Source organism: Capnocytophaga bilenii (genome assembly GCF_017565765.1).
In the GTDB taxonomy this organism is placed as follows: domain Bacteria; phylum Bacteroidota; class Bacteroidia; order Flavobacteriales; family Flavobacteriaceae; genus Capnocytophaga; species Capnocytophaga bilenii.
The window spans coordinates 273,255-294,000 of the sequence record NZ_JAGDYP010000004.1 but is presented as its reverse complement, the minus strand read 5'-3'; the positions used below and the strand labels follow the sequence as shown (position 1 = coordinate 294,000).

9 protein-coding genes are annotated in these 20,746 nt (G+C 40.2%); 6 read left to right on the top strand and 3 right to left on the bottom strand.

Translation table 11 applies throughout. The features are described from left to right. Both J4N46_RS07210 and J4N46_RS07205 read right to left on the bottom strand, forming a co-directional pair. Positions 1-10,086: isopeptide-forming domain-containing fimbrial protein (locus tag J4N46_RS07210; protein ID WP_208058743.1), on the bottom strand; the 10,086-nt coding region annotated here is incomplete at its 3' end. Positions 10,087-10,262: 176 nt separating this feature from the next. Then, a complete protein-coding gene (locus J4N46_RS07205) occupies positions 10,263-13,505 on the bottom strand; it encodes a UvrD-helicase domain-containing protein (RefSeq protein ID WP_208058742.1) in 3,243 nt (1,080 codons plus the stop codon). A gap of 566 nt (positions 13,506-14,071) precedes the next feature. Here J4N46_RS07205 and J4N46_RS07200 point away from each other — a divergent pair. The 4 genes from J4N46_RS07200 to rfbB all read left to right on the top strand — a co-directional run bounded on the left by J4N46_RS07200 (position 14,072) and on the right by rfbB (position 18,372). Beyond that, the gene (locus J4N46_RS07200; protein ID WP_236013874.1) at positions 14,072-14,398 is read left to right on the top strand and encodes a DNA-binding protein; all 327 of its coding nucleotides are present in this window, start codon (positions 14,072-14,074) and stop codon (positions 14,396-14,398) included. Between the two features lie 177 nt (positions 14,399-14,575). Beyond that, positions 14,576-17,119 carry a GH92 family glycosyl hydrolase gene (locus tag J4N46_RS07195; RefSeq protein WP_208058741.1) on the top strand — a complete coding sequence of 848 codons (2,544 nt, stop codon included), beginning with the start codon at positions 14,576-14,578 and terminating at the stop codon, positions 17,117-17,119. Positions 17,120-17,125: 6 nt separating this feature from the next. Further along, entirely contained in the window at positions 17,126-17,335 is a 210-nt protein-coding gene (locus tag J4N46_RS07190; RefSeq protein ID WP_208058740.1) for a hypothetical protein, read from the top strand. Between the two features lie 44 nt (positions 17,336-17,379). Next, positions 17,380-18,372: a dTDP-glucose 4,6-dehydratase gene (gene rfbB / locus J4N46_RS07185; RefSeq protein ID WP_208058739.1), complete on the top strand. Its 993-nt coding sequence runs from the start codon at positions 17,380-17,382 to the stop codon at positions 18,370-18,372. Positions 18,373-18,384: 12 nt separating this feature from the next. Here rfbB and J4N46_RS07180 read toward each other — a convergent pair whose 3' ends face one another. Further along, complete coding sequence (locus J4N46_RS07180; protein ID WP_208058738.1) at positions 18,385-19,089, bottom strand: cell division protein FtsQ/DivIB; 705 nt, start codon at positions 19,087-19,089, stop codon at positions 18,385-18,387. Positions 19,090-19,186: 97 nt separating this feature from the next. Here J4N46_RS07180 and J4N46_RS07175 point away from each other — a divergent pair, with 97 nt between their 5' ends. Both J4N46_RS07175 and era read left to right on the top strand, forming a co-directional pair. Next, positions 19,187-19,822, top strand: a complete 636-nt coding sequence (locus J4N46_RS07175; RefSeq protein ID WP_208058737.1) for a hypothetical protein — start codon at positions 19,187-19,189, stop codon at positions 19,820-19,822. A 4-nt stretch (positions 19,823-19,826) separates the two neighbouring features. Then, entirely contained in the window at positions 19,827-20,708 is an 882-nt protein-coding gene (gene era, locus J4N46_RS07170; RefSeq protein WP_208058736.1) for a GTPase Era, read from the top strand. Positions 20,709-20,746 lie beyond the last annotated feature (38 nt).

Below are 20,746 nucleotides of genomic sequence, written 5' to 3'. Positions count from 1 at the left end.
ATTAAAGTTCGCTCCGTTAGCATTCACTTCTTGCATACTGAACCATCCGCTGTGATCGCCGTGGCAAGTAGCCGAATAAGTTGTAAAGCTCAACGCTGGTCGGCTTTGTGCCGCTGGTTGTACCGTTACCGCTATCTGCGTTGGCGTACACGTTGGCGCACCCAAATCAGTTACTGTTACCGTATATACGCTCGCACTGCTCATATTACCCGCCGATGATGGTAAATCTATCACCGTACGTGAAGCTTGCGTTGCAGGTACCAACGTGAACGTATTACCTGTAAGTGGCGTTCCTATACCATAACCCGTTACACTATAGCTATATCTTGTCGATCCTTTGGTTACTAACAACTCTATTTGTGCAACAGGTGTTGATGGTGGTACTGAACAGTCAAAGCCTTTCTTCACACTCGCACTAGCTTCCAGTACATCATAAATTACCAAACTGCTAGTAGCCACACAGCCCGTAGCTCTTTCCTTTATCGCTATAGGGTAAGTACCTGCCGTTAAGTTGCTAAACACGTTACTTGGATGCCAAGTACCTCCGTTGTCTCCACCATCTATTGAGTACTCATAAAGTGGTATCTCAGTAGCTGGCGCCATTACTGGGTTGGTTGTTGTACCCAACTTCTGTGCCGTTGGCGTAATCGTTGCCTTAAAGCTGCCGTTAGCACATCCACTATAAGTTACCGTGCGTACCTCTGGTCTTGGCAATACCGTGATAGTTGCCACACCAAAGTCTATAGGGCTACAATTGTATTGGTCGCTTACCTGTACTCTAACTCCTGCTGTTATAGGTGCTGCTGGGTACTTGAAGGTCGCTGCTGTTGCGCCCGTTACATTATCCTTCTGTACGCGTACTTTGTTGCTGCCCACCGCTATCGGTGTACTGCCAAAGCTTCCTCCTACCACTGGTTGTAACGTTACTGTGTATTGGCCTCCGCCTCCTGTAAGTCCTGTAACTTCTACTATCGCATCATTTTCACAAGTTGCTGTTGTAGTTACCGATACAATTCCTTGTATGGTAGTGAGTTTCTTAACCTCTACATCATTGCTGCCCCATACACAGCCTGCCGCCTCTGAAAACTCTACATAGTAGGTCTTTCCTGGGGCTACTCCTATATTGCCTAGTACAAGCTCTCCCGTACTGCCTATAGCTGCCGATGTAGGACCCGATACCAACGTTCCTTGTCTGCCACTAGGTACCGGTGTTGGCAATTCGTATAACTTATAAGTACCACTGGTAGTACCTCCTGGCATATACGAAGTTCTACGTTTAAACTGTATCGTTAGCGTGCCTTGCGCTCCATTGCTACAAGCTGGCGTTGCTGTCAAATGCAACTTTATCGCTGGATTGTAGCTATTGCCGTAAATATCTCCATCGTACTCTGCCGTACAACCTCTGTTGTCTTTCACATAGAACTTATATGTACGTCCTGGTATCAAGCCTGTCCATACTCGTGAGTTAGTACCATTATTAGCTGCCGACCAATGGTTGCCGTCCAACGAGAAGTGATATGGATCTTGTCCCTCACCTGTAGGTATAGTTACCGTTGCTGTAAAGCCGCCATTAGCTCCTGAACAAGCATAGAACTTAGGATCATTCAAGTTCGTAACTACGCTAATACCACTCAAGTTATGCGGTACAGTGTAATCCTTAGTTTCTGTAATACACAAGGTCGTATTTCCGCCTTGTTCCATCTTCTTATAAGTGATACTTATCGTTGACCCTGACTTAAAGCTTGGGTGGATAAACGTTACTGGATTAGTAGTAACCCGTGTCCAAGTATTATCGCTGTTAATACGATAGTATATATCCGCTACTGCCACATTCGCCGCCCAAGTAGTTGGACTGAACGTTAAAGTAAGCGTATTGGCTGCACCAGCTGCTGGACAAACAGTTGTGTCGGCTACCTTCAACGAAAAGTCTGTACTCAAATCTGGCATCTCACCTACTCTCACTGTCCTACTTACCGAACAGCCATAGGTGTCTCTTACCGTTACTGTATACAATCCCGCTTTCGCATTAGTATAAGTATATGGCGTATTGTTAGTTACTCCCGTTTGAGTGCGTACACCTCCATCTGGGTGCCAAACCTCTATCCTATAAGGCTCTCCTGCTACTGCCAAATTGCCCACTACTATGCTTCCGTTCTCACCTCCTGTACAAGTAGGTGTTACCGTCTGCAACGTAAAGCCTGTTGGCGCAGTTACATTATTAATGGTTACCGTCTCTGTCTTCTCGCATCGTGCCGATTGTATATACACTACCCACGTTTGTGAGCTCTCACTAAAGTTCGGTATTGGAAGCGTACCGCTAGTATGAGGGCCTGATAACGTACCGCCTACTTTCTTAAAGTAGTAACGTATATTGCCATCGCCTCCTCGTGCCGTTACTTCTATCTTGCCTTGCGCACAGCTTCCCTGATGCGTTGTCTTCAACGTGTAATTCAACGCAGGATAGATAACTATCGTACCTGTAGCCTGACAGCCATAACCGTCCTCTACCGTTACCAAATGATTACCCTGACGCAAGCCTGTAAAGCTATGTGTTACACTATTGGTTGTTGGCGATACCAAATTGCCCGCTCCTATCTTCATTCGGTAATTACCATTACCATCGGTAATGCGTACTTTTATCTCTCCTTGCTGGTCATTCGCATAACAATCCGTAGCTTCAAGCGTAAAGCTTACCGTCTTCTTCGCTGGTACATCTGCTATGCCCATAGTAATCGTTAGACTACAATTGTTAGCATCTATTACCTTAAACTTGTTCTGTACCCCTGGTTTTACCCCTGTAAATATATTGCTGGTTTGAGTTGCCACTTGCGGTACATTATTCGCATCGTAATAAATATACCTATACGTGCCCGTGCCCGTACCGCCCGTTGCTGTAAGTTTTACGGTCGCTACGTTATTGTTAGAACACATCGCTGGTACAGTTTGCGTTGCCGTAAGCCCTATTTGTGTAGGCTCTGTTACTTGTAAAGTTGTCGTTACCACACAGCCTGAACCTAATCCTGAATGTGCTGGCGTATACCTAAAGGTAATTGTGTAATTTCCACTCTTAATGTCCGTAATCTCAAAGGTATTACTATTGATAGGAGTCGTATAACCCGCTCCTGTCCTAGCTATATACGATGGTGATATTTGTACCATATAACTACCACCTCGCAAATTCTCTACCTTCAATGTAGCTTTACCCGTAGCATATCCGTTACAAGCTACATTCGTTACACTCAATACACTACCCTTAAACTCCTGTCCTGATGGAATTACTACTGTCTTCTCTATATCTGCAGGACACGATTTGGGTACTTGATATACCGAAATATCGTCCATACAGAAGTCATTACCCCATACGTGTGGAGCTCCTCCATTAGCACGTACTTCTATCCAAAACTCATTATTATTACCTGCATTTAGTGTAGCTTCATATTTATGCCAGTTTACCATACCTGCTGGCCCTGTTAAGTTGTTTCCACAAGTAGAATTTGGTATCTCTCCTGTGTTCTTAAAGGCGATAACGGTATTGTTATTTGATACCAAGCGTACTCGTAAGTTCGGTTTTAGTGCCTCTCCATAAGTGCCGTGCATTAGCTTATCTGTCCTAAACAAGTTCAATGCATAAAACTCTATATGAATATCCGAATTAGGCTTAATATCCGATACTTTTCTTCTATAGAACAACTGACCATCTGGGGTTACTGGGTTAAAGTCTGCCATATAGAAACGTCCATCAGGGTCTGTACCTGCTGATGTATGGTCTGGTACTGCAACCCATATACTATTAACTCCACAACTATTTGAACCGCCCCAAGTTGTAAGTGCTTCTGTTGGATTTATAATCTTATAATGTCCAGGACCTAAACCATAGCCTAACTCAGTCATTCCTGCTGGCAAACTTGTAGCACTTCCTCTACCAAAATCTTCCTTAAATAATATGTTAGAATCTAATGCTGCCTCGTGTGTATACCTTATAGTAGCGGTATAAGTACCTGGTGCCAAACCTGTAATTGTCGCTACTGTACCGGTAGCCGTTTTACCGCCTACTATATAGGTATAACTATAAGTGCTTGGGTTGCCTATAAACTTCACTGTTCCATTACCCGCACAATCATACGTAACGATAGTGTAGGTAGTGCCCGTAGGTTGGGCTATCTTATCTGGAACTGAAATACGTACATCGTATTCACATCCTCCCTTATCTTTTACTGTTATAGTATGCGTTCCTGGGGGTATCCAGCCTTCCGGATAAATAGAAAATCCTGCATCGTATTTATATTGGTAATCACCCCAACCGCCGCTTACGTTGGTAAAGCGTACTTTTGCCTTATTAGTATTAGCTCCATTGCCACAACCTACCAATTCTTGCACCACAGCAAAGGCTTTGAGTGGCTGTGTTGGCGCTGCTATTAGGATAGGCTGTGTTACCTCACAATCATTAGCGTCTTTCACTACCATATTGTGAGTGCCTGTACTTACATTCGTAAACAAATGTTTGTTGCCCGTTACACTCGTCCAGTTCGCATCAGTGCTATTCAACTTGATGCGGAACGGTGCTTTACCTCCATTAATAGTTACCGAAACCACTCCATTGTTCACACCATAGCAAGTAGCGCTGGTTACCGTTGCTGAAATTGTTGCCCTTACAGGGGTCGTTACACTTACTACCCCGCTGTAGAACTCACAACCTCTATCATCTGCTACGCGTATCACATAACCTCCTGGCACATTGGTATAATATGTAATAGTAGTATTAGCTGCCAATCCGCCATTACCATCTATAGGGTTTAGCAAATCTGGTGTTCTATACACCTTATAGCTATAAGGCGGATAACCTCCCTCTGGTTTTAGCGCAATTTCTGCCCTACCCGCATTACCTGGCGTACAAGTGATGTCTTTCACCAAGGTAGGTGGCGCACTTGTGTTGCCTGTAGAAGATGTTAATGGCTTGTTCAAACGCACTTGGGTGCTAGTACTACAGCCGTATTTATCCACTACCTCAAAAGTATGGGTAGCTACTCCTAAATTATCAAAGGTATAAGTATCACGATAAGTACGCGTTACAACACTACCATTATGCTTAAATATATAAGGTGCATTGTTATAAGCCCCTGGTTGCGTATTAGCTCCATTTATTGCCACTACCTTAAGCGTTACCTTACCATTGTTGCCCGTTACAGAACAGAAATTATTATCACTTGGCGAATTAGCCGCTGGTTGCAATTGCAAAACTTTAGGCTCGTATATCTTATACGCTTGTGCCGTAGTAGCCTTACAGCCATTAGCATCAGTTACACCTATAGTATAATTACCCGTTTGTGTAAATACGAAAGATGTATTTGTTGCTGTTGCGTTAAGCGCTATAGTGGTAATCGTTACGTTACCTTTATAGATAGCAAAAGTATAAGGTTTTGTACCCCCTGTTGCCGAAAGCAACTGCGCTGCCGTAACCTTAGGCGTACAACCCAAAGTAACATCACCCTGCGCATTTGCTGCCGTCACTTGCAACTGCGCTGGCTCAGTAATCGTAAAGGTACGTACTATCTCACAATTAGCGTTGTTGAGTTCTCCTCGGAACTTCACGGTATAAGTACCCGCATTTTTATTCAACGTAAAGGTATCATTACTAGGGCTAGATTGCACAAAAGCGGCACCATTTACTGAATAGTAATAGGTTTTGGTTACAGGATTTATATTTTTTAGCTTGATTTTATAAGTACCATCCCCACCCTTACATTTTACAGGTGTTACTTCTTCAGTAGTAGTATCTACACCAAACTCTTTACCTGATTCTATCTTGAAAGTAGTTGTATAACTAAAAGTACAAGCCTCAGGCTCTTGGTATAGATAAATATCGTCCATAGCCAAGTCGTTACCTCCTGTTACATTGCTATAAGAACGCACTACAGCTACCAATTCGGTATTGTTACCTGGGTTCATTTCTATATTGTGTTCCTTCCAGTCATTAACGTTGGCGTGCCCTGGTATATATCCCAAATCTTTTACCGCCAAGCGGTTTGTTCCTGCCAAAGCATCTGCTTCAGTACGATATAATTCTAATCCTATTTTAGGGAAAGAAGCGTTTACTGATACCCCATCTCCTCTTACTAAGTTGTAAAGAGCAATAAAGAATTGTATAGGTTTGTTAGGAGTGATATCGGTCATCTTGCGTTGGTATAATATACCTGCAATTCCCACAGAATTACCTATATTCACAAACAAAATGCGACCATTAGTTTTACCTGTATGATCTACAGGGTCATCACCCCATAGGTTGGGACGCATTTTACTTACTACGGTATACTCACCATCGTTTACATTGTCTCCATATGGATTAGACCTACCTACTCCTGCGCGATTGTATAAGGTTGTACTTCCGTTTTGTGGTTCAAATACGTAAGCGTCATTTATATAAGGTGTTCTTACGTGATCGGTTCCTTGTCCAAAATCTTCTAAGAACAATACATTCTTACTTGGCGGATTGGCATCAGAGTAATTAATGGTAATGGTATAAGTACCTGGTGCCAAGTTGCTAAAGGTATTGCTGCTTTGTTCAGTCCCTCCGTTGAGCTGGTAGGTATAGGTATAGGCACTACCCTTACTGCTGTTTTGTACATAAGTCCCTTTACCCTCACAATTATAGGTAATAGTAGGGGTAAATGTAGGTTGTGTAACTTTTGCTGGAATAGTTACTTGTAATCCCGTACGCGCACACTCTATGGCATCGCGTACCGCAAGGTTATAACTACCCGCAGGTTTCCTCATTACACGAGTACTCGTCCAAGTAGCTCCACCGTCAAAACTAAACTCATAAGGCGGTACTCCTCCTTGTACGTTGGAGAAACGTATTTCACCCTTATCGGTGTCAGTACCATCAAAGCAACCTATTAGTTTAGAAACCCCTGCTGAGGCTATCAGGTTATTATCTGCAGTGATATTAGGAACCTCTATATCTCGTATAGTCATTGAACACGTTTTCCCCGCATAAGTATAATGCACTTGTGCTACAAAAGAAGCGCCTACTGGTAAATTTGTAAATTCGCGCCCTGTTTGTATTACAGCTGCTTTATTTGTAGGCAAGAACTGCTGCAAACTATATTGGTAAGTATACGTTACCGAACTTTGTGGTACTGAGAATACTACTTTCCCTTTAGCCCCACATTCATATAACGTATAAGTAACTGTAACCGAAGGCGTAGGTAACTGTATAATCGTAGCACTTGTTGTCTTATTACAATTATTACCGTCAATTACCTTCACTTCATAAGCACCTGCATACAATCCTGTAAAGGTATATACCCCACTTTGCGTAGTAGCTCTACTTACAAACGTACCACTCTTATATAGCTCTAAAGTATAACCATTACTATTAGGTGTACCTCCTTGCGCTCTCGCTGTTATAGCTCCATCATTAGCACTACACATTGCATTGCTTACTCCCAAATCAAGCTTTAAAGCTGCTGGGTCGGTAATGTTTTTGGTTTGTTGTAGCGTACAGCCATAATTGTTCTCCACCTTCACTGTATAACTACCTGCTGTAAGGCTTACTGTAAGCCCTGCCAAGTGTTGGGTAGTTACTGCTTGTTGTGCTACCACCTGTCCGTCTTTGATAATCTTATAGGTATACGGAAAATATGGTGGGTAACTCAACTGTATTTGCAATGCTCCCAGTCCGCCATTACATAGCGGGTTGGTTGCTGTTACTTGCAATGAAGGAGTTATTTGCTGTATGGTAACTTCTTTTTCGTATACACAAGTTACTATACTTTGGGTATTGGCGGTAGGCAAAGTTGCTTGCAGCTTATAAGTACCAGGGTCTAAGTTCTTAAACTCTACACTCGTTTGCCAAGCTCTCACTACTGTGTTGCCTTGTTTTAATTGATATTTATAACCTGAACCCGAAATACCTTTTGCCTTAATGCTTCCTTGTGTGTTACATACTTTGTGTACCACATCAGCATCAAGGTCAGTTTGGTCTTTCGTTACGCGGAAGTAATAAGTAGCCACACAATCACCATCATAGGTAACGGTAAGCTTATAATCACCATCAGCATTAAAGGTCTTTTGGGTAGTAGTACCATTTATAAGTGCCCCATCATTGCTCCAACAGGTCGATTGGCTAGGAGCACTTGCAGGACAATCTAATTGTTTGCTAGGGCAGCTCGCTGCCATTTTGCCCCATTGGAAACTCTTGGCGTTGTCTATCTTCAGCTTCACTTCCACCGAAGCATTCTTACCACACAAGTATACTTGTGGATATTTTTGCCCTGTAGACGGACATACGTATACCTCCCCAGAGATTTCTTTATTTTTAATTTTATTCTCTAAGGGGTGGTCGGCTTCGTGATCGTTAGGTTTTACCTCAAACTCTTCGTACATCGTAGCACAACCCGCTTTGGTTTTGGTAACCTTATAAGTACCTACAGCATTTATACTAATGGTTCGCCCTGTTCGGCTAAAAGAAGTATCGCCCTCTTTCGTCCAAGTATAGCTATCAAAGTCTGCCGCTGCTGTAAGGTTCATTGTAGGCTTACACAATATAGTAGAGGTCTTATAAGTACACTTGCTAAAATCTACGCCCACAAGAAAATCGGTACTGCTTTCTTCAGTAGAGCCACAAGCCGAGAATTGTGCATTGGAGCTCTTAGGGGTAAAAGTAGCAGGGTTTCGGGTACCTTGATAGGTAGCCGAAGCCGAGTTCTGTATTTTATTGGCGCAAGGAGACGTCCAAGTATCACACTTGGGAACTACCTTTACGTTGAAAGAAATTTTATATTTAGAACCGTTTTGCTTTACCAAGTCGTTAGGAACATTTGCAGTAAGCTTGCGGGTATTAGGATCGTAATTATAAGTAATACGAGAATCAGATACATATATACCTGTAGCCGAGTTTTCCAAGTTGGGAGGTAATATATCTGTAATTGTTAAATTTTTAGCATCGTCATTCCCTTGGTTTTGGAATTCTATTTCGTATTTAAGAGTAGAGCCCAAAGCTATGTTATTCTGACCCGTAACATCTTGGTTAGCAGCGTTATAAACACGCTTATTCATCACTACCGTAGGCTCTATTACCTCTACGTTGAAGGCAAACATAAAGGGATAGTACACATCTCCATTGGTAGTTGCTGTAAGCTTCGCCCAAGTGGAGTTGTTGTCTAAAATACGATTATTAGCATTCTCTAATTGCAAAATACCAGCATCGTACCCCATCAAGTTCTTAGACTTGGGAGTACGATTCAAGTTAATACCACTCTCATCGGTATAAGTACTATTAAAAAAATTATTTGCAGGACGTCCTGGACTGGAAAGTACTGAATTTGCTATTTTATTAGTTTTTATAAACAATTGATCTCCTACACCTCCTGCATCTCCTTCCAATGAAGCAAAACCAATTTTTGCATTTACAGGTAGTGGTGAAGGCACTGTCTTAAAGCCCTGAATGTCTATCACGGCTGAAGTACTACCATCTACAATTGCCAAACCATCAAACAAACTAATATTACGGGCTGGCTTTGTAGCATCTTCATAAATAATAAAGAGTGTCCAACCTGCTGCATATCTATTAGGTGAATATAGATTAGCTACTGTATAATTACCAGCTACACTAGTAAGCTTGTCTGTAACATCAGCTATATATACATACAAACCACTACCAATATTGGTACTTACCAAAGTACCTACTATATCTTGATAAGATCCTGTATCTATTTTAAACTTTACCCTATCTGCAGAGCCTGCAATGGGACTATCCATTGATGCCCAATACAAAAAGGCTTTCTTTACCTTACGCGGACAAGCACCTCCAGGGTTAGGGTCTAATACCCTTGCCGAGCTCGAGTTGAAAGTAGAACCATCTCCATCTATATCTACATAGGGTTGACCAAAATAGTTCCATGCATTTGGGTCATTATAGTCACTATTGCCATTAGGGCTTAGCATAGTATTCCCTACGATAATCATATCCCCTTTTACAGTAACACGATATCGCTCTGGAAAATTGGCTTGCATCTGCCCTATAGCAGTACTAAATAACACCGCTATAAACCAAAAAAAACTGAGTAATAGTAATTGCCTTCTCATACTATTATAATATATAAAAAAATTGTTAGATACTTTATTTAATCGTTGGTCGTTAGCTGTTGGTCGTAGCAATCTAACGACTAGCTACTAATCACTAACGACTCATCTCCACACAATACACAGGGCAAAAATACAATATTATTTTTACACTACCACAAGGTTTTACACAATTAACATCATTTTAACAATATTACTTCGTTGGTAGCTATGTATACCAAGTATTTAGCTTTTACTTTCCAGCCTAAAGTTTCTAAATTGTGAGCGTAATAAGCCAACTGCTGTGCATACTGCGGTTGTGGTTCGCCTGTTTTATAATCTATTATAAATATTTCTCGTTTATTGGCATCATAGGCTAACCTATCGGGACGATAATAACGCCCTCGCTGGTCTATAAACTCTCGCTCATTCCAATAATTATAGGAATGTGTGTAAAAAGGTTTCAGTTTCTCGTCAGTAAGCAACTGTTGTAGTGGGGGGGCTAATAGTGCTACTTGGGCTGCCGAGAGCATTCCTTCTTCTTGAGCATCGGCAAGTACTTGGGGTAAGTCTTCGGCATAATATATGTTTGCCAATAGCTGGTGAATGATATTTCCTCGCTCTATGGCTTCTTGCTGGTGGGTGTCCCATAACAACGAAGCTCCTGTGGCTATCTTGTACTGCGGTGTTGCCCATCTTTGCTGAAAATACACCACTCCTTCTTCGTTCTTTTTGGTTTCTTTGACGGGTGACATCGCTGGTGTGCCTATGGCATAAATGCTGGCAGTGGGAGTTTCAGTAAAAGTTGCCTTGCTGCTACTGAGGTATTTTTCTAAGAGGGTACCATAGGTTACTTTTTCGGCTGCTTTTTCAGTTGTTACTTCAGGCAAAGCACTAATCACATATAACATCGATATAGGACGGGTGAGGGCTACATATAGTACATTGAGATTATCGAGCAACTGTTCTTCTTGAAACTGTTGGTAAATGGACTGCGTAGGCTCATACTGCTCCATACTCTTGTTGCTGCCCACCAATAAATGAGTAAATCCCGCAAACTCTTCGGGCAAAACGGGACACCACAACATTTCGGTACGCGGTTTCTTTAGTACGTTATCGGCAAAAGGATAAATAATCACGGGGGCTGAAAGTCCTTTGCTCTTATGTACCGAAAGTATGGTAACGGCATCTAATCCTTCGGGCAGGCTGATGCTGAGCTCTTCTTGTTTTTCGTTCCAATATTCTAAAAAATCTGACAAGCCTCCTTTGCGGGCATTTTTGAAATCAAACAACAGATTGATAAAGTCCGACAAATAAGCATCAGAAGCCATAGGCTCGGTTGCTTCTTTATGAGGCAAATTAAAACACTGCACAGCAAAGGCTACCCCTTCATACAACGAATATTCATTAAACTTTTCGGCTGAAAAACCAAACTCGCTAAAAAAGGTCTCTACGGGAGCATTTACATAGGTGCTTAAAAACTGATGGGCATCGGCATCGGCAATGCGTCCTAATCGTAAATAATCAAACAACATAGCGAGCTTTAGCTGTTGGCTTTCGGGCTGGTATAACAATCGCAATAAGGCGATGAGGAACTGCACCGCAGGCACATTTTTTAGCAATAACGAATCGGGCGAGATCACCTTTATAGTATGTTGTGATAAATAAGCGGCTACGGCTGCCCCCTCACGATTGTAGCGGGTAAGTACCGTAATATCTTTATAAGCGGCTCCTGCAGCAAGGGCGTGTTGTATTTTTTGTAATACTTGCTCGCAATATATCAGTTCGCGCTGGGTGATTCCTATGGGGGAATCTAATTCGGTATTGGGTTGGTCGGATTCTTCAGATTCGTCGGATTTGGTAGAAACAAAAGTTACTTCCACATAGCCTTCGGGCAAGTGTTGGTTTTCCTTGCTTTTGGGGTACTGCTGCTGGGCGTTCTCGTATAATTTCCTATAAGTTTCGGTTTCAAATTCGCTTGCTACCGAGGCAAAGAAGGCGTTGTTAAAATTGATAATCTGTGGTAAACTGCGGTAATTTTCGGTAAGGTGTTGCAGGTGTAACTCCACATCAAAAGGGTGGCTTTGTTGTTCGTACAAGCTGATAAATTGTTCGGCTTTGCCTCCTCGCCATCGGTAAATGGACTGTTTGGCATCGCCTACCAATAACAACGACCCTACTTGTCCGTCTTCTTCGCTCTGCAAGGCGTTTTTTACCAGCGGCAGGAGGTTTTTCCATTGCAATACTGAAGTGTCTTGAAATTCATCTATAAAATAATGTCTGAATTTTTCGCCTATACGCTCATAAATAAATGGTACTACGTGCGGAAATCGCTCGGCTTGACTCATCAGTTCGCTGCTAATCACGCTGTTAAACTCCCATATAGGTAGTATATTTTCTTCGTCTTTTATAAGGCTTATCTCGGCTTGTATTTGGTTGAGCAATGCTAATGGTGGCAGGTATTTGAGGGCATTTTCTATAAAACTACGAAAAGCAAAAAGCTTTTTGATATGCAAGTAGTGTTGTTTTATTTGAGGGTGCAGACTATCAATAATTGCGCCGTGTGTTTTTCCTACCTTATCGGTATATAATTTTTCATCATTGAGTAGCTTTTGTTGCCATATAGCTGTATCCCAACTATCTATTTTTTTATGAGGTAGCGAAGTGGGATCTTCAAAGAATTTATAGGGATAGCCTCTGTTAAACTCTTTGGCGGTGAGCTGGTGTTGGCTCATCAGTGTTAAAAAGTTGTTGGCTTCTTGGGTTATGAGTTGTGGCACGGTGTGCTTGTGTTGCTGCAAAATGTGCTTGAGTGCTGCAAAATCGGTTAAGGTTTTGTCCTTGAGAGTTTGCAGTGCCTCGTGGTGGTTTTCTACGGTGAGCAGCTGGGCTATCTTTAGCAGCTCTTGGGTAGTGTCCCAGCTTTTATCTTCATTAATTTTTTCATTGGAAAAGGCTATCAGCCATTGGGTAAGTGCCTTATCGGTACCTGCCCTGCTGAGCAAATTGTCTACTGCCTGCTGCAAAATAGTAGTACTCTCTAGCTGCACTTCAAAGAAAGGATTGAGGTGCAAATCGTGAGAAAAATGACGTATGAGCTGGTGATTGAAAGCATCTATAGTGCTGATATTGAAGGAGGCATAATTGTGCAGGATATACTGCAAGGCTCTTTGTGAACGTTGCTGCAACTCATTGACAGTAAAACCGAGTTCTTGGCGGAGTTCTTTGAACATAGAGGGTTCTTGGTCTTTTACTTTATCGGAAGCAAAGAGTCCTAATAACTCAATAATACGGTTTTTCATTTCAAAAACAGCTTTATTGGTGAACGTTATAGCCAATAGTTGTTTGAAATTGGGTGTTTGTTTGAGGATAATAGCTAAATAAGCCTTTACGAGGCTATAGGTTTTTCCTGAACCTGCTGATGCGTTATAAATTGTATACATTTTTCAATAATTAAGCAAATTGGGCACTATACTGCACTTTGAAAATAAAATGCAAATATACGAAAAGTTATGAATTTTGAATTCTGAATTGCTGGGACTTGTAGGATTTGTGAGATTTGTACGTAGAAAAAAGTGTTATCCTTCGCTCAACCTTCGCTTATCCTTCGCTCATCCTTCGCTCAAGGTTCGCTGGGGGGAAATTTTGAATTTTGAATTGGCGGCACCTAAAATTAATTATTGATTATTGACAAATAACCATTATTTTTATATCTTTGCAACTTCGTATAAGTCGCAATTATGGAAAAAGCGGCAAATATAAATGAAGCTATTTCACAATACTGCTGTTGCGTTGATTTTTAATTTTTTATTATAAGATATTGATATACAATAATTTACACCCATTTTATTTTTCTGACATTTCAATTGAGTAATACTATCAAATCATCATACAGCAATTTTTAAAATATTGTTTTTCAAATAGTAAATAAATATTATTAGAATTTTCTTTAGTAAAGATAGGAATAACGCAACAGTACTAATTTCACAACTAAAAAAGATAATAGAAAATGAGTAGTAAAAGAACAAAGGAAACAGATCAGGATATTATTATCTATAAGACCAATGACAACAAAGTAAAAATAGCTTTGTATGCCAAAGACGGCTCGATATGGCTGAACCAAAATCAGCTGGCTGACCTTTTTGACACCTCTAAGCAAAGTATTAGCTATCACATAATTAACATTCTGGAAGATAAGGAATTAGATGAAAAAGCAGTTGTCAAAAATTATTTGACAACTGCTTCAGATGGGAAGGATTATGAGGCAAAGTATATGAAGCGTTTGATAGCAAACGCAAACATTTTGAGGCACAACAAGCCGATTTGTACGATTTAAAAGAAATAGAGGCTTTGGAAAAAGATATAAAACTTATAAACAATGAATAATATAGGAATAATAGTAGAAGATAAATTCAGAAGGCACGGAGGGTGAGTAAAAAATAATGCTTATGAGGGTGATAATTAAACTTTATTTTGTATCTTTGCCTCATTAATTAACCGTTAATGTAATAAGATGAAATTGAAACATATTTATTTGGCAGCGGTAGGTGCTTGCTTGTGGGCTTGTAATCAGCCTAAAACTATGAATGAAGGGGTGAATGAAGCACCTCAAAAACCGCTTATTAGCTATGTAGATCCGTTTATTGGTACGGGGGGGCACGGGCATACTTACCCTGGGGTTACTACGCCTTTTGGAATGATACAGGTGAGCCCTGTGAATGGTTTGAGCCATTGGGATTGGTGCTCGGGCTATCACCATTCCGATAGCTTGATGGTAGGTTTTGGGCATTTGAGCCTTAGTGGTACGGGTATCGGCGACCTTAATGATATTTTGCTGATGCCTACTACTAAAGAATATGACCTCAGCACACTGAAATACGGGCGCAAAGAACAATACCCAGTAAATGCCAAAGAGTTTCGCGATATGGTGCCTTATAAATCACGCTATAGTCATAAAAACGAAAAAGCAGAACCTGGTTATTATCAGGTGTATTTAGAAGACCCTAAGGTGAATGTAGAGCTTACAGCTGCACAACGCTACGCGGTGCATCGTTATACTTTTGAAAAGGGTGCGGAACAATCGGTAATCCTCAACTTAGGATTTGCTATCAACTGGGATAGCCCTATAGTAACCTATATACAACAAGAATCGGACTATTTGATTACAGGCTATCGCTATAGTGAGGGCTGGGCTAAAAATCAAAAAGTATACTTTGCCATTCAGTTTTCTAAACCTATTACAAAAGCAAATCTCAATAAGGTCATTACATCTAAAAACCCTAATGAGCTCAAACAAATAGATAGAGTAAGAAAAATTGAAGAGGCATATGTACAAGAAATAAAAGAAAAAGAAAAGGAAAAACAGGTTGAAACATTTATGACTTTTGAGCCTAATCCTCATATCTTGGATAAAGTGAGACAGATTCCTTCAGGTCAGTTTTTTTTTAATAATGAGAGTGATATTCTTGAAGTGAAAGTGGCTCTTTCATCTGTAAATGAAGATAATGCTTTAGAGAATTTAGGGTTTGAAAAAATGGCAGATACTAATGATCCTAAAATACAACAGCGCGCTGATTTTGTAGATAAAGCAATAGGAAGTTTAAAGAGTGGTAATGAGTCAATGTTTAGATCAAGAATGAAAATGACTTCAGAAAATAGTCATATTCAACAAATAGCTGACGAATCTCATTCTCTTAATTTTAATAAAGTGAAAGAAGAAACTCAGCAACAATGGGAAAAAACGCTTAGTAGTATAGTTGTGGAAACACCTGTAGACTCGCTTAAAACGATTTTCTATACAGCTCTCTATCACGCACAGGTAGCTCCTGTAACATTCTCGGATAAGAACGGGCAGTTTAGGCTTGAAAATGACTCTATTGCTAAAACAGAGGGTGTGGCTTACTCTACGCTTTCTTTGTGGGATACTTTCCGTGCTGAACACCCGCTGCTTACGCTTTTGCAACCTAAAGTAACTGCTGATATTATCAACTCGATGCTGGCGTACTATCAGGTGCACAAGGTATTGCCTGTTTGGACACTTTACGGCAATGAAACTGATACGATGACAGGATACCATTCGGTTGCGGTAATTGCTGAAGCCTACCTAAAAGGCATACGAGGCTTTGATGCTGAAAAGGCATACGAGGCTATGAAAACTACAATGATGCAAGATGCACGTGGACTAAAAGCTTACAAAAAATATGGATATATACCATATAATGCAGGGGTAGACGAATCGGTAACCATTACGCTTGAATACGCTTATGACGATTGGTGTGTAGCACAAATGGCAAAGGCATTGGGCAAAACAGAAGATGCTGAGTTTTTCTTGAAACGCTCAGAAGCCTACGCTCACTTATTTGACAAAGAAACGGGCTTTATGCGAGGAAAAAGCATTGATGGCAAATGGCGTACCCCTTTTGACCCTAAGCGTTCTGACCACCGCGAAAACACCGACTATACCGAAGGTAACGCTTGGCAGCACAGTTGGTTTGTACCTCATAATGTAAAAGGACTTATCAGTTTGTTTGGTGGTAATGAGCTCTTTTTAAATCATTTGGAAAAACTTTTTACTGAAAGTTCGGAAATTACAGGAGATAATGTTTCTGCAGATATATCTGGGCTTATAGGGCAATATGCACACGGCAACGAGCCAAGCCACCACATAGCTTATATGTTTAACGAGGCAGGGCAACCTAAGAAAACACAGTATTGGGTGGATCGTATCTTACAAACGCAGTATAACACTACTCCTAACGGATTGAGTGGTAATGAGGATTGCGGACAGATGTCGGCTTGGTATATTTGGAGTGCAATGGGCTTATATCCTATGAATCCTGCTTCGGGAGAATACCAGTTCGGTCGCCCGCTATTTGATAAGGTAACTATACATTTGCCTAATGGGAAGACTTTTACAATCATTGCTAAAAATGTGTCTAAAGACAATAAATATGTAAAATCGGTTATGCTTAATGGCAAGGCTTATAACCAATGGTATATTTCGCACGATGACCTACTGAAAGGTGGCGAATTGGTGTTTGAAATGACAGATAAATAGATCATTATGGAAGCAACAATATTAGAAGCTCCTGAAGTTGTTATGGAGCAAGAAAAAGAGATAGTTCAAGAGAAAAAGAAGTCGCTTTGGGATTGTATAATGGAGAATAAAAAGAGACCTCCACGATATATGATAAGTAATAAAGAGGCTGAGGACTTGATATTTGGTTCTAATATGTGGGTGAAATTGATGCAGGAGGAAGATTTAGACGAATAATGAATTTTAGAATTATATAACAAACGTAGCACTAAATAAAATAAATGAAAAGAAACATTTTGATTACAGGAGGAGCTGGCTTTATAGGCTCTCACGTGGTAAGGTTATTTGTAACAAAATATCCTGAATATCACATTTACAACTTGGATAAACTTACCTATGCAGGTAACTTAGACAACGTAGCCGATGTGGCTCAAGCTCCTAATTATTCTTTTGTACAAGCGGATATTTGCGATTACGAAGCAATGAAAACGCTTATTGCCGAAAAGAAGATTGATGGTATAATCCACCTTGCTGCTGAAAGTCACGTGGATAGAAGTATAGAAGACCCTTTCATCTTTGCGAAAACTAATGTGATGGGTACGCTTAGCTTGTTGCAGGCTGCTCGCGAGGCGTGGAAAGACCATATGCAAGGAAAGCGCTTTTACCACGTTTCCACTGATGAAGTGTATGGAGCATTAGAAATGGACGACACTCTTTTTACAGAGCAAACGCCTTATGACCCCCAATCACCTTATTCGGCATCTAAAGCCTCATCAGACCACTTTGTACGGGCTTACCATAATACTTATAAATTACCTGTGGTGATTTCTAACTGTTCTAATAATTATGGTTCGCACCAATACCCAGAAAAGTTAATACCTGTGTGTATTTACAATATAGTGAATAACAAACCATTGCCTATTTATGGCAAAGGGGAAAATATACGCGATTGGCTATTTGTAGAAGACCACGCTCGTGCTATTGACACGATCTTCCACCAAGGGAAAGATGGTGACACCTACAATATTGGAGGCTTCAACGAATGGCGTAATATCGACTTGGTAAGGGTAATTATCAAGGAGGTGGATAAACAATTAGGTCGCCCAGAGGGTACTTCTGAAAAACTCATTACTTTTGTAACTGATCGTGCAGGACACGACCTTCGTTATGCTATTGACGCTACGAAACTAAAGAATGAGCTAGGGTGGGAGCCTTCATTACAATTTGAAGAAGGAATACAGAAAACAGTGAAGTGGTACCTCAGCCAATTATAAAAAATTGAACGATTAGCGTTTGCATACTACTTGATTGCTGTATTTAAGATTGACAATACTGTACTCGTTTAGCTGGTTGGTATTTTCAAGTAGTTTGTAGAAGGCTTTTAGGTTGGCTTTTTTGGTCATTTCGTTTTCATATTTACCGAAAGAAACTCTGAAATGGGGAATACGCATATAAAAGTCGTATTCTCCATTGTTTTTTACGATTACTTCGGTGATATTTTCGGTAAGCCAAGTGTCATTTAAGATAAACATCATTAGCTGATAGGTAGTATCCCAATATTTATTGATTTCGCCTCTTACAATGGGTACGCGGGCTGAAAAAGATTTTGATAATGGCATTTTTTTACCTTGATTATCCATATAATAGGTTTTATCACCATCGTAAATGCGGGCAATAGGGTCGCGTTGTTTTACTTTGATATGTAAAGTACCATCTATGGTGTAGAACACTTCGGAATTTTCAATCATATCATTGTTATCCAATATATTTTCAAATTCGTGTAGGCGTAATAATCCTAAAGGCATAGGTGCCATAGGGTCTTTGATAATGCTGCGGTGTATTTCTTCATCGGTGATGAACATATTGCTATCCTGATGGTCTATCACTATTTCTTTTACTAAACGCATTTTGTTTTTATTGACAGCGAGAATTTGTATTGAAAGAGGTAAAAATATGATAACCAATAATTTTAATACTTTTTTAGGGTGCATATTATCTGATTTTTTGCAAAGGTATAAAACAATTCTGAAAGTATCATTGCTTATTATCAATAATTTTGTACATTTGCGCAATTTAAATCATTATACTATGAAACGTATTGTAACGTTATGTTGTTTGTTGGTGGGCTTGATGGGCTTGGCTCAGGATGTAGAAACGATGCTTACCGAAAAAATTAAAGTGCTTGATAAGAGCTATAAAACGCCTGAATTACAACCTTTAGCAAATGATTTTGAACGCATTGCTTTGGCTGCTCCTACTAATTGGCTTGCCAATTACTATACGGCTTATGTAAATATTCGTATAGCCGATCTTTCACAAGGAGATGTAATAGATACTTATTGCAATCAGGCAGAAAAATATTTGAAAATAGCAGAGGGGCTCAAAGACGCTGATGTTTCTGAAATTAATGCGCTTTATGCTTATCTGTACAGTACAAAGGTGAAGGTGAACCCTATGTTCAGAGGGTCTAAATACGGTAAAATAAGCAAAGAATACATCGATAAAGCAATTAAAACAAATGCAGACAACCCACGCCCTTATGTGATACGTGCTATAGGAATTTTCTTCACGCCGAAAGTATTTGGTGGTGGTGCTGAGAAAGCCAAACCTTTTTTGGATAGAGCTACTCAAAAATTTGAAGTTTTTACTCCTAAAACACCTAATCACCCACATTGGGGTAAAGGAATAGTAGATTCTATTAAGAAATTAGCTTCAGAAAATTAAAAAAATGCATAAATCTGGTTTTGTAAACATTATAGGAAATCCCAACGTAGGAAAATCGTCATTGATGAATGCATTTGTAGGGGAAAAACTTTCTATTATTACCTCGAAGGCGCAAACTACAAGACATCGTATCTTTGGCATTGTAAGTGGCGATGATTTTCAGGTGGTTTTTTCGGATACCCCCGGTATTATCAAGCCTTCGTATGCGCTACAAGCCTCGATGATGGACTTTGTAAAGTCGGCTTTTGAAGATGCTGACATTCTAATCTATATGGTAGAAGTAGGGGAAAAAGAACTGAAAGACGAAACGTTTTTCAAGAAAATAAACACTTTGCAAGTGCCTGTCCTATTGCTTATCAATAAGATTGATACTACTGACCAACAATTGCTTGAGGAGCAAGTAGCTTATTGGCAAACCCAAGTGCCTAAAGCTGAAATATACCCTATTTCGGCTTTGCATTCCTTTCATACAGATGTGGTTTTCAATCGTATTTTGGAACTATTGCCTGAATCGCCTGCTTTCTTTCCTAAAGACCAGCTTACGGATAAGCCTGAACGCTTTTTTGTAAATGAAATAATACGTGAGAAGATATTGTTACACTACAAAAAAGAGATACCTTACTCGGTAGAGGTAGAAACTGAGAGTTTTGCTGATAGTGAGACTATTATTCATATTCGTGCGGTAATAATGGTAGAGCGCGATAGCCAAAAAGGAATCATCATAGGGCACAGAGGCGAGGCACTAAAGCGCGTAGGTATTGCAGCAAGAGCTGATATGGAAAAATTCTTCGGAAAACAAATTCATTTGGAATTATTTGTGAAGGTAAATAAAGATTGGCGTAGTAATGAGCGGCAGCTAAGGCGCTTTGGCTATGCAATAAATTAGTAGTTACAAATTAGTTGTTGGATTTATAAACTATTATC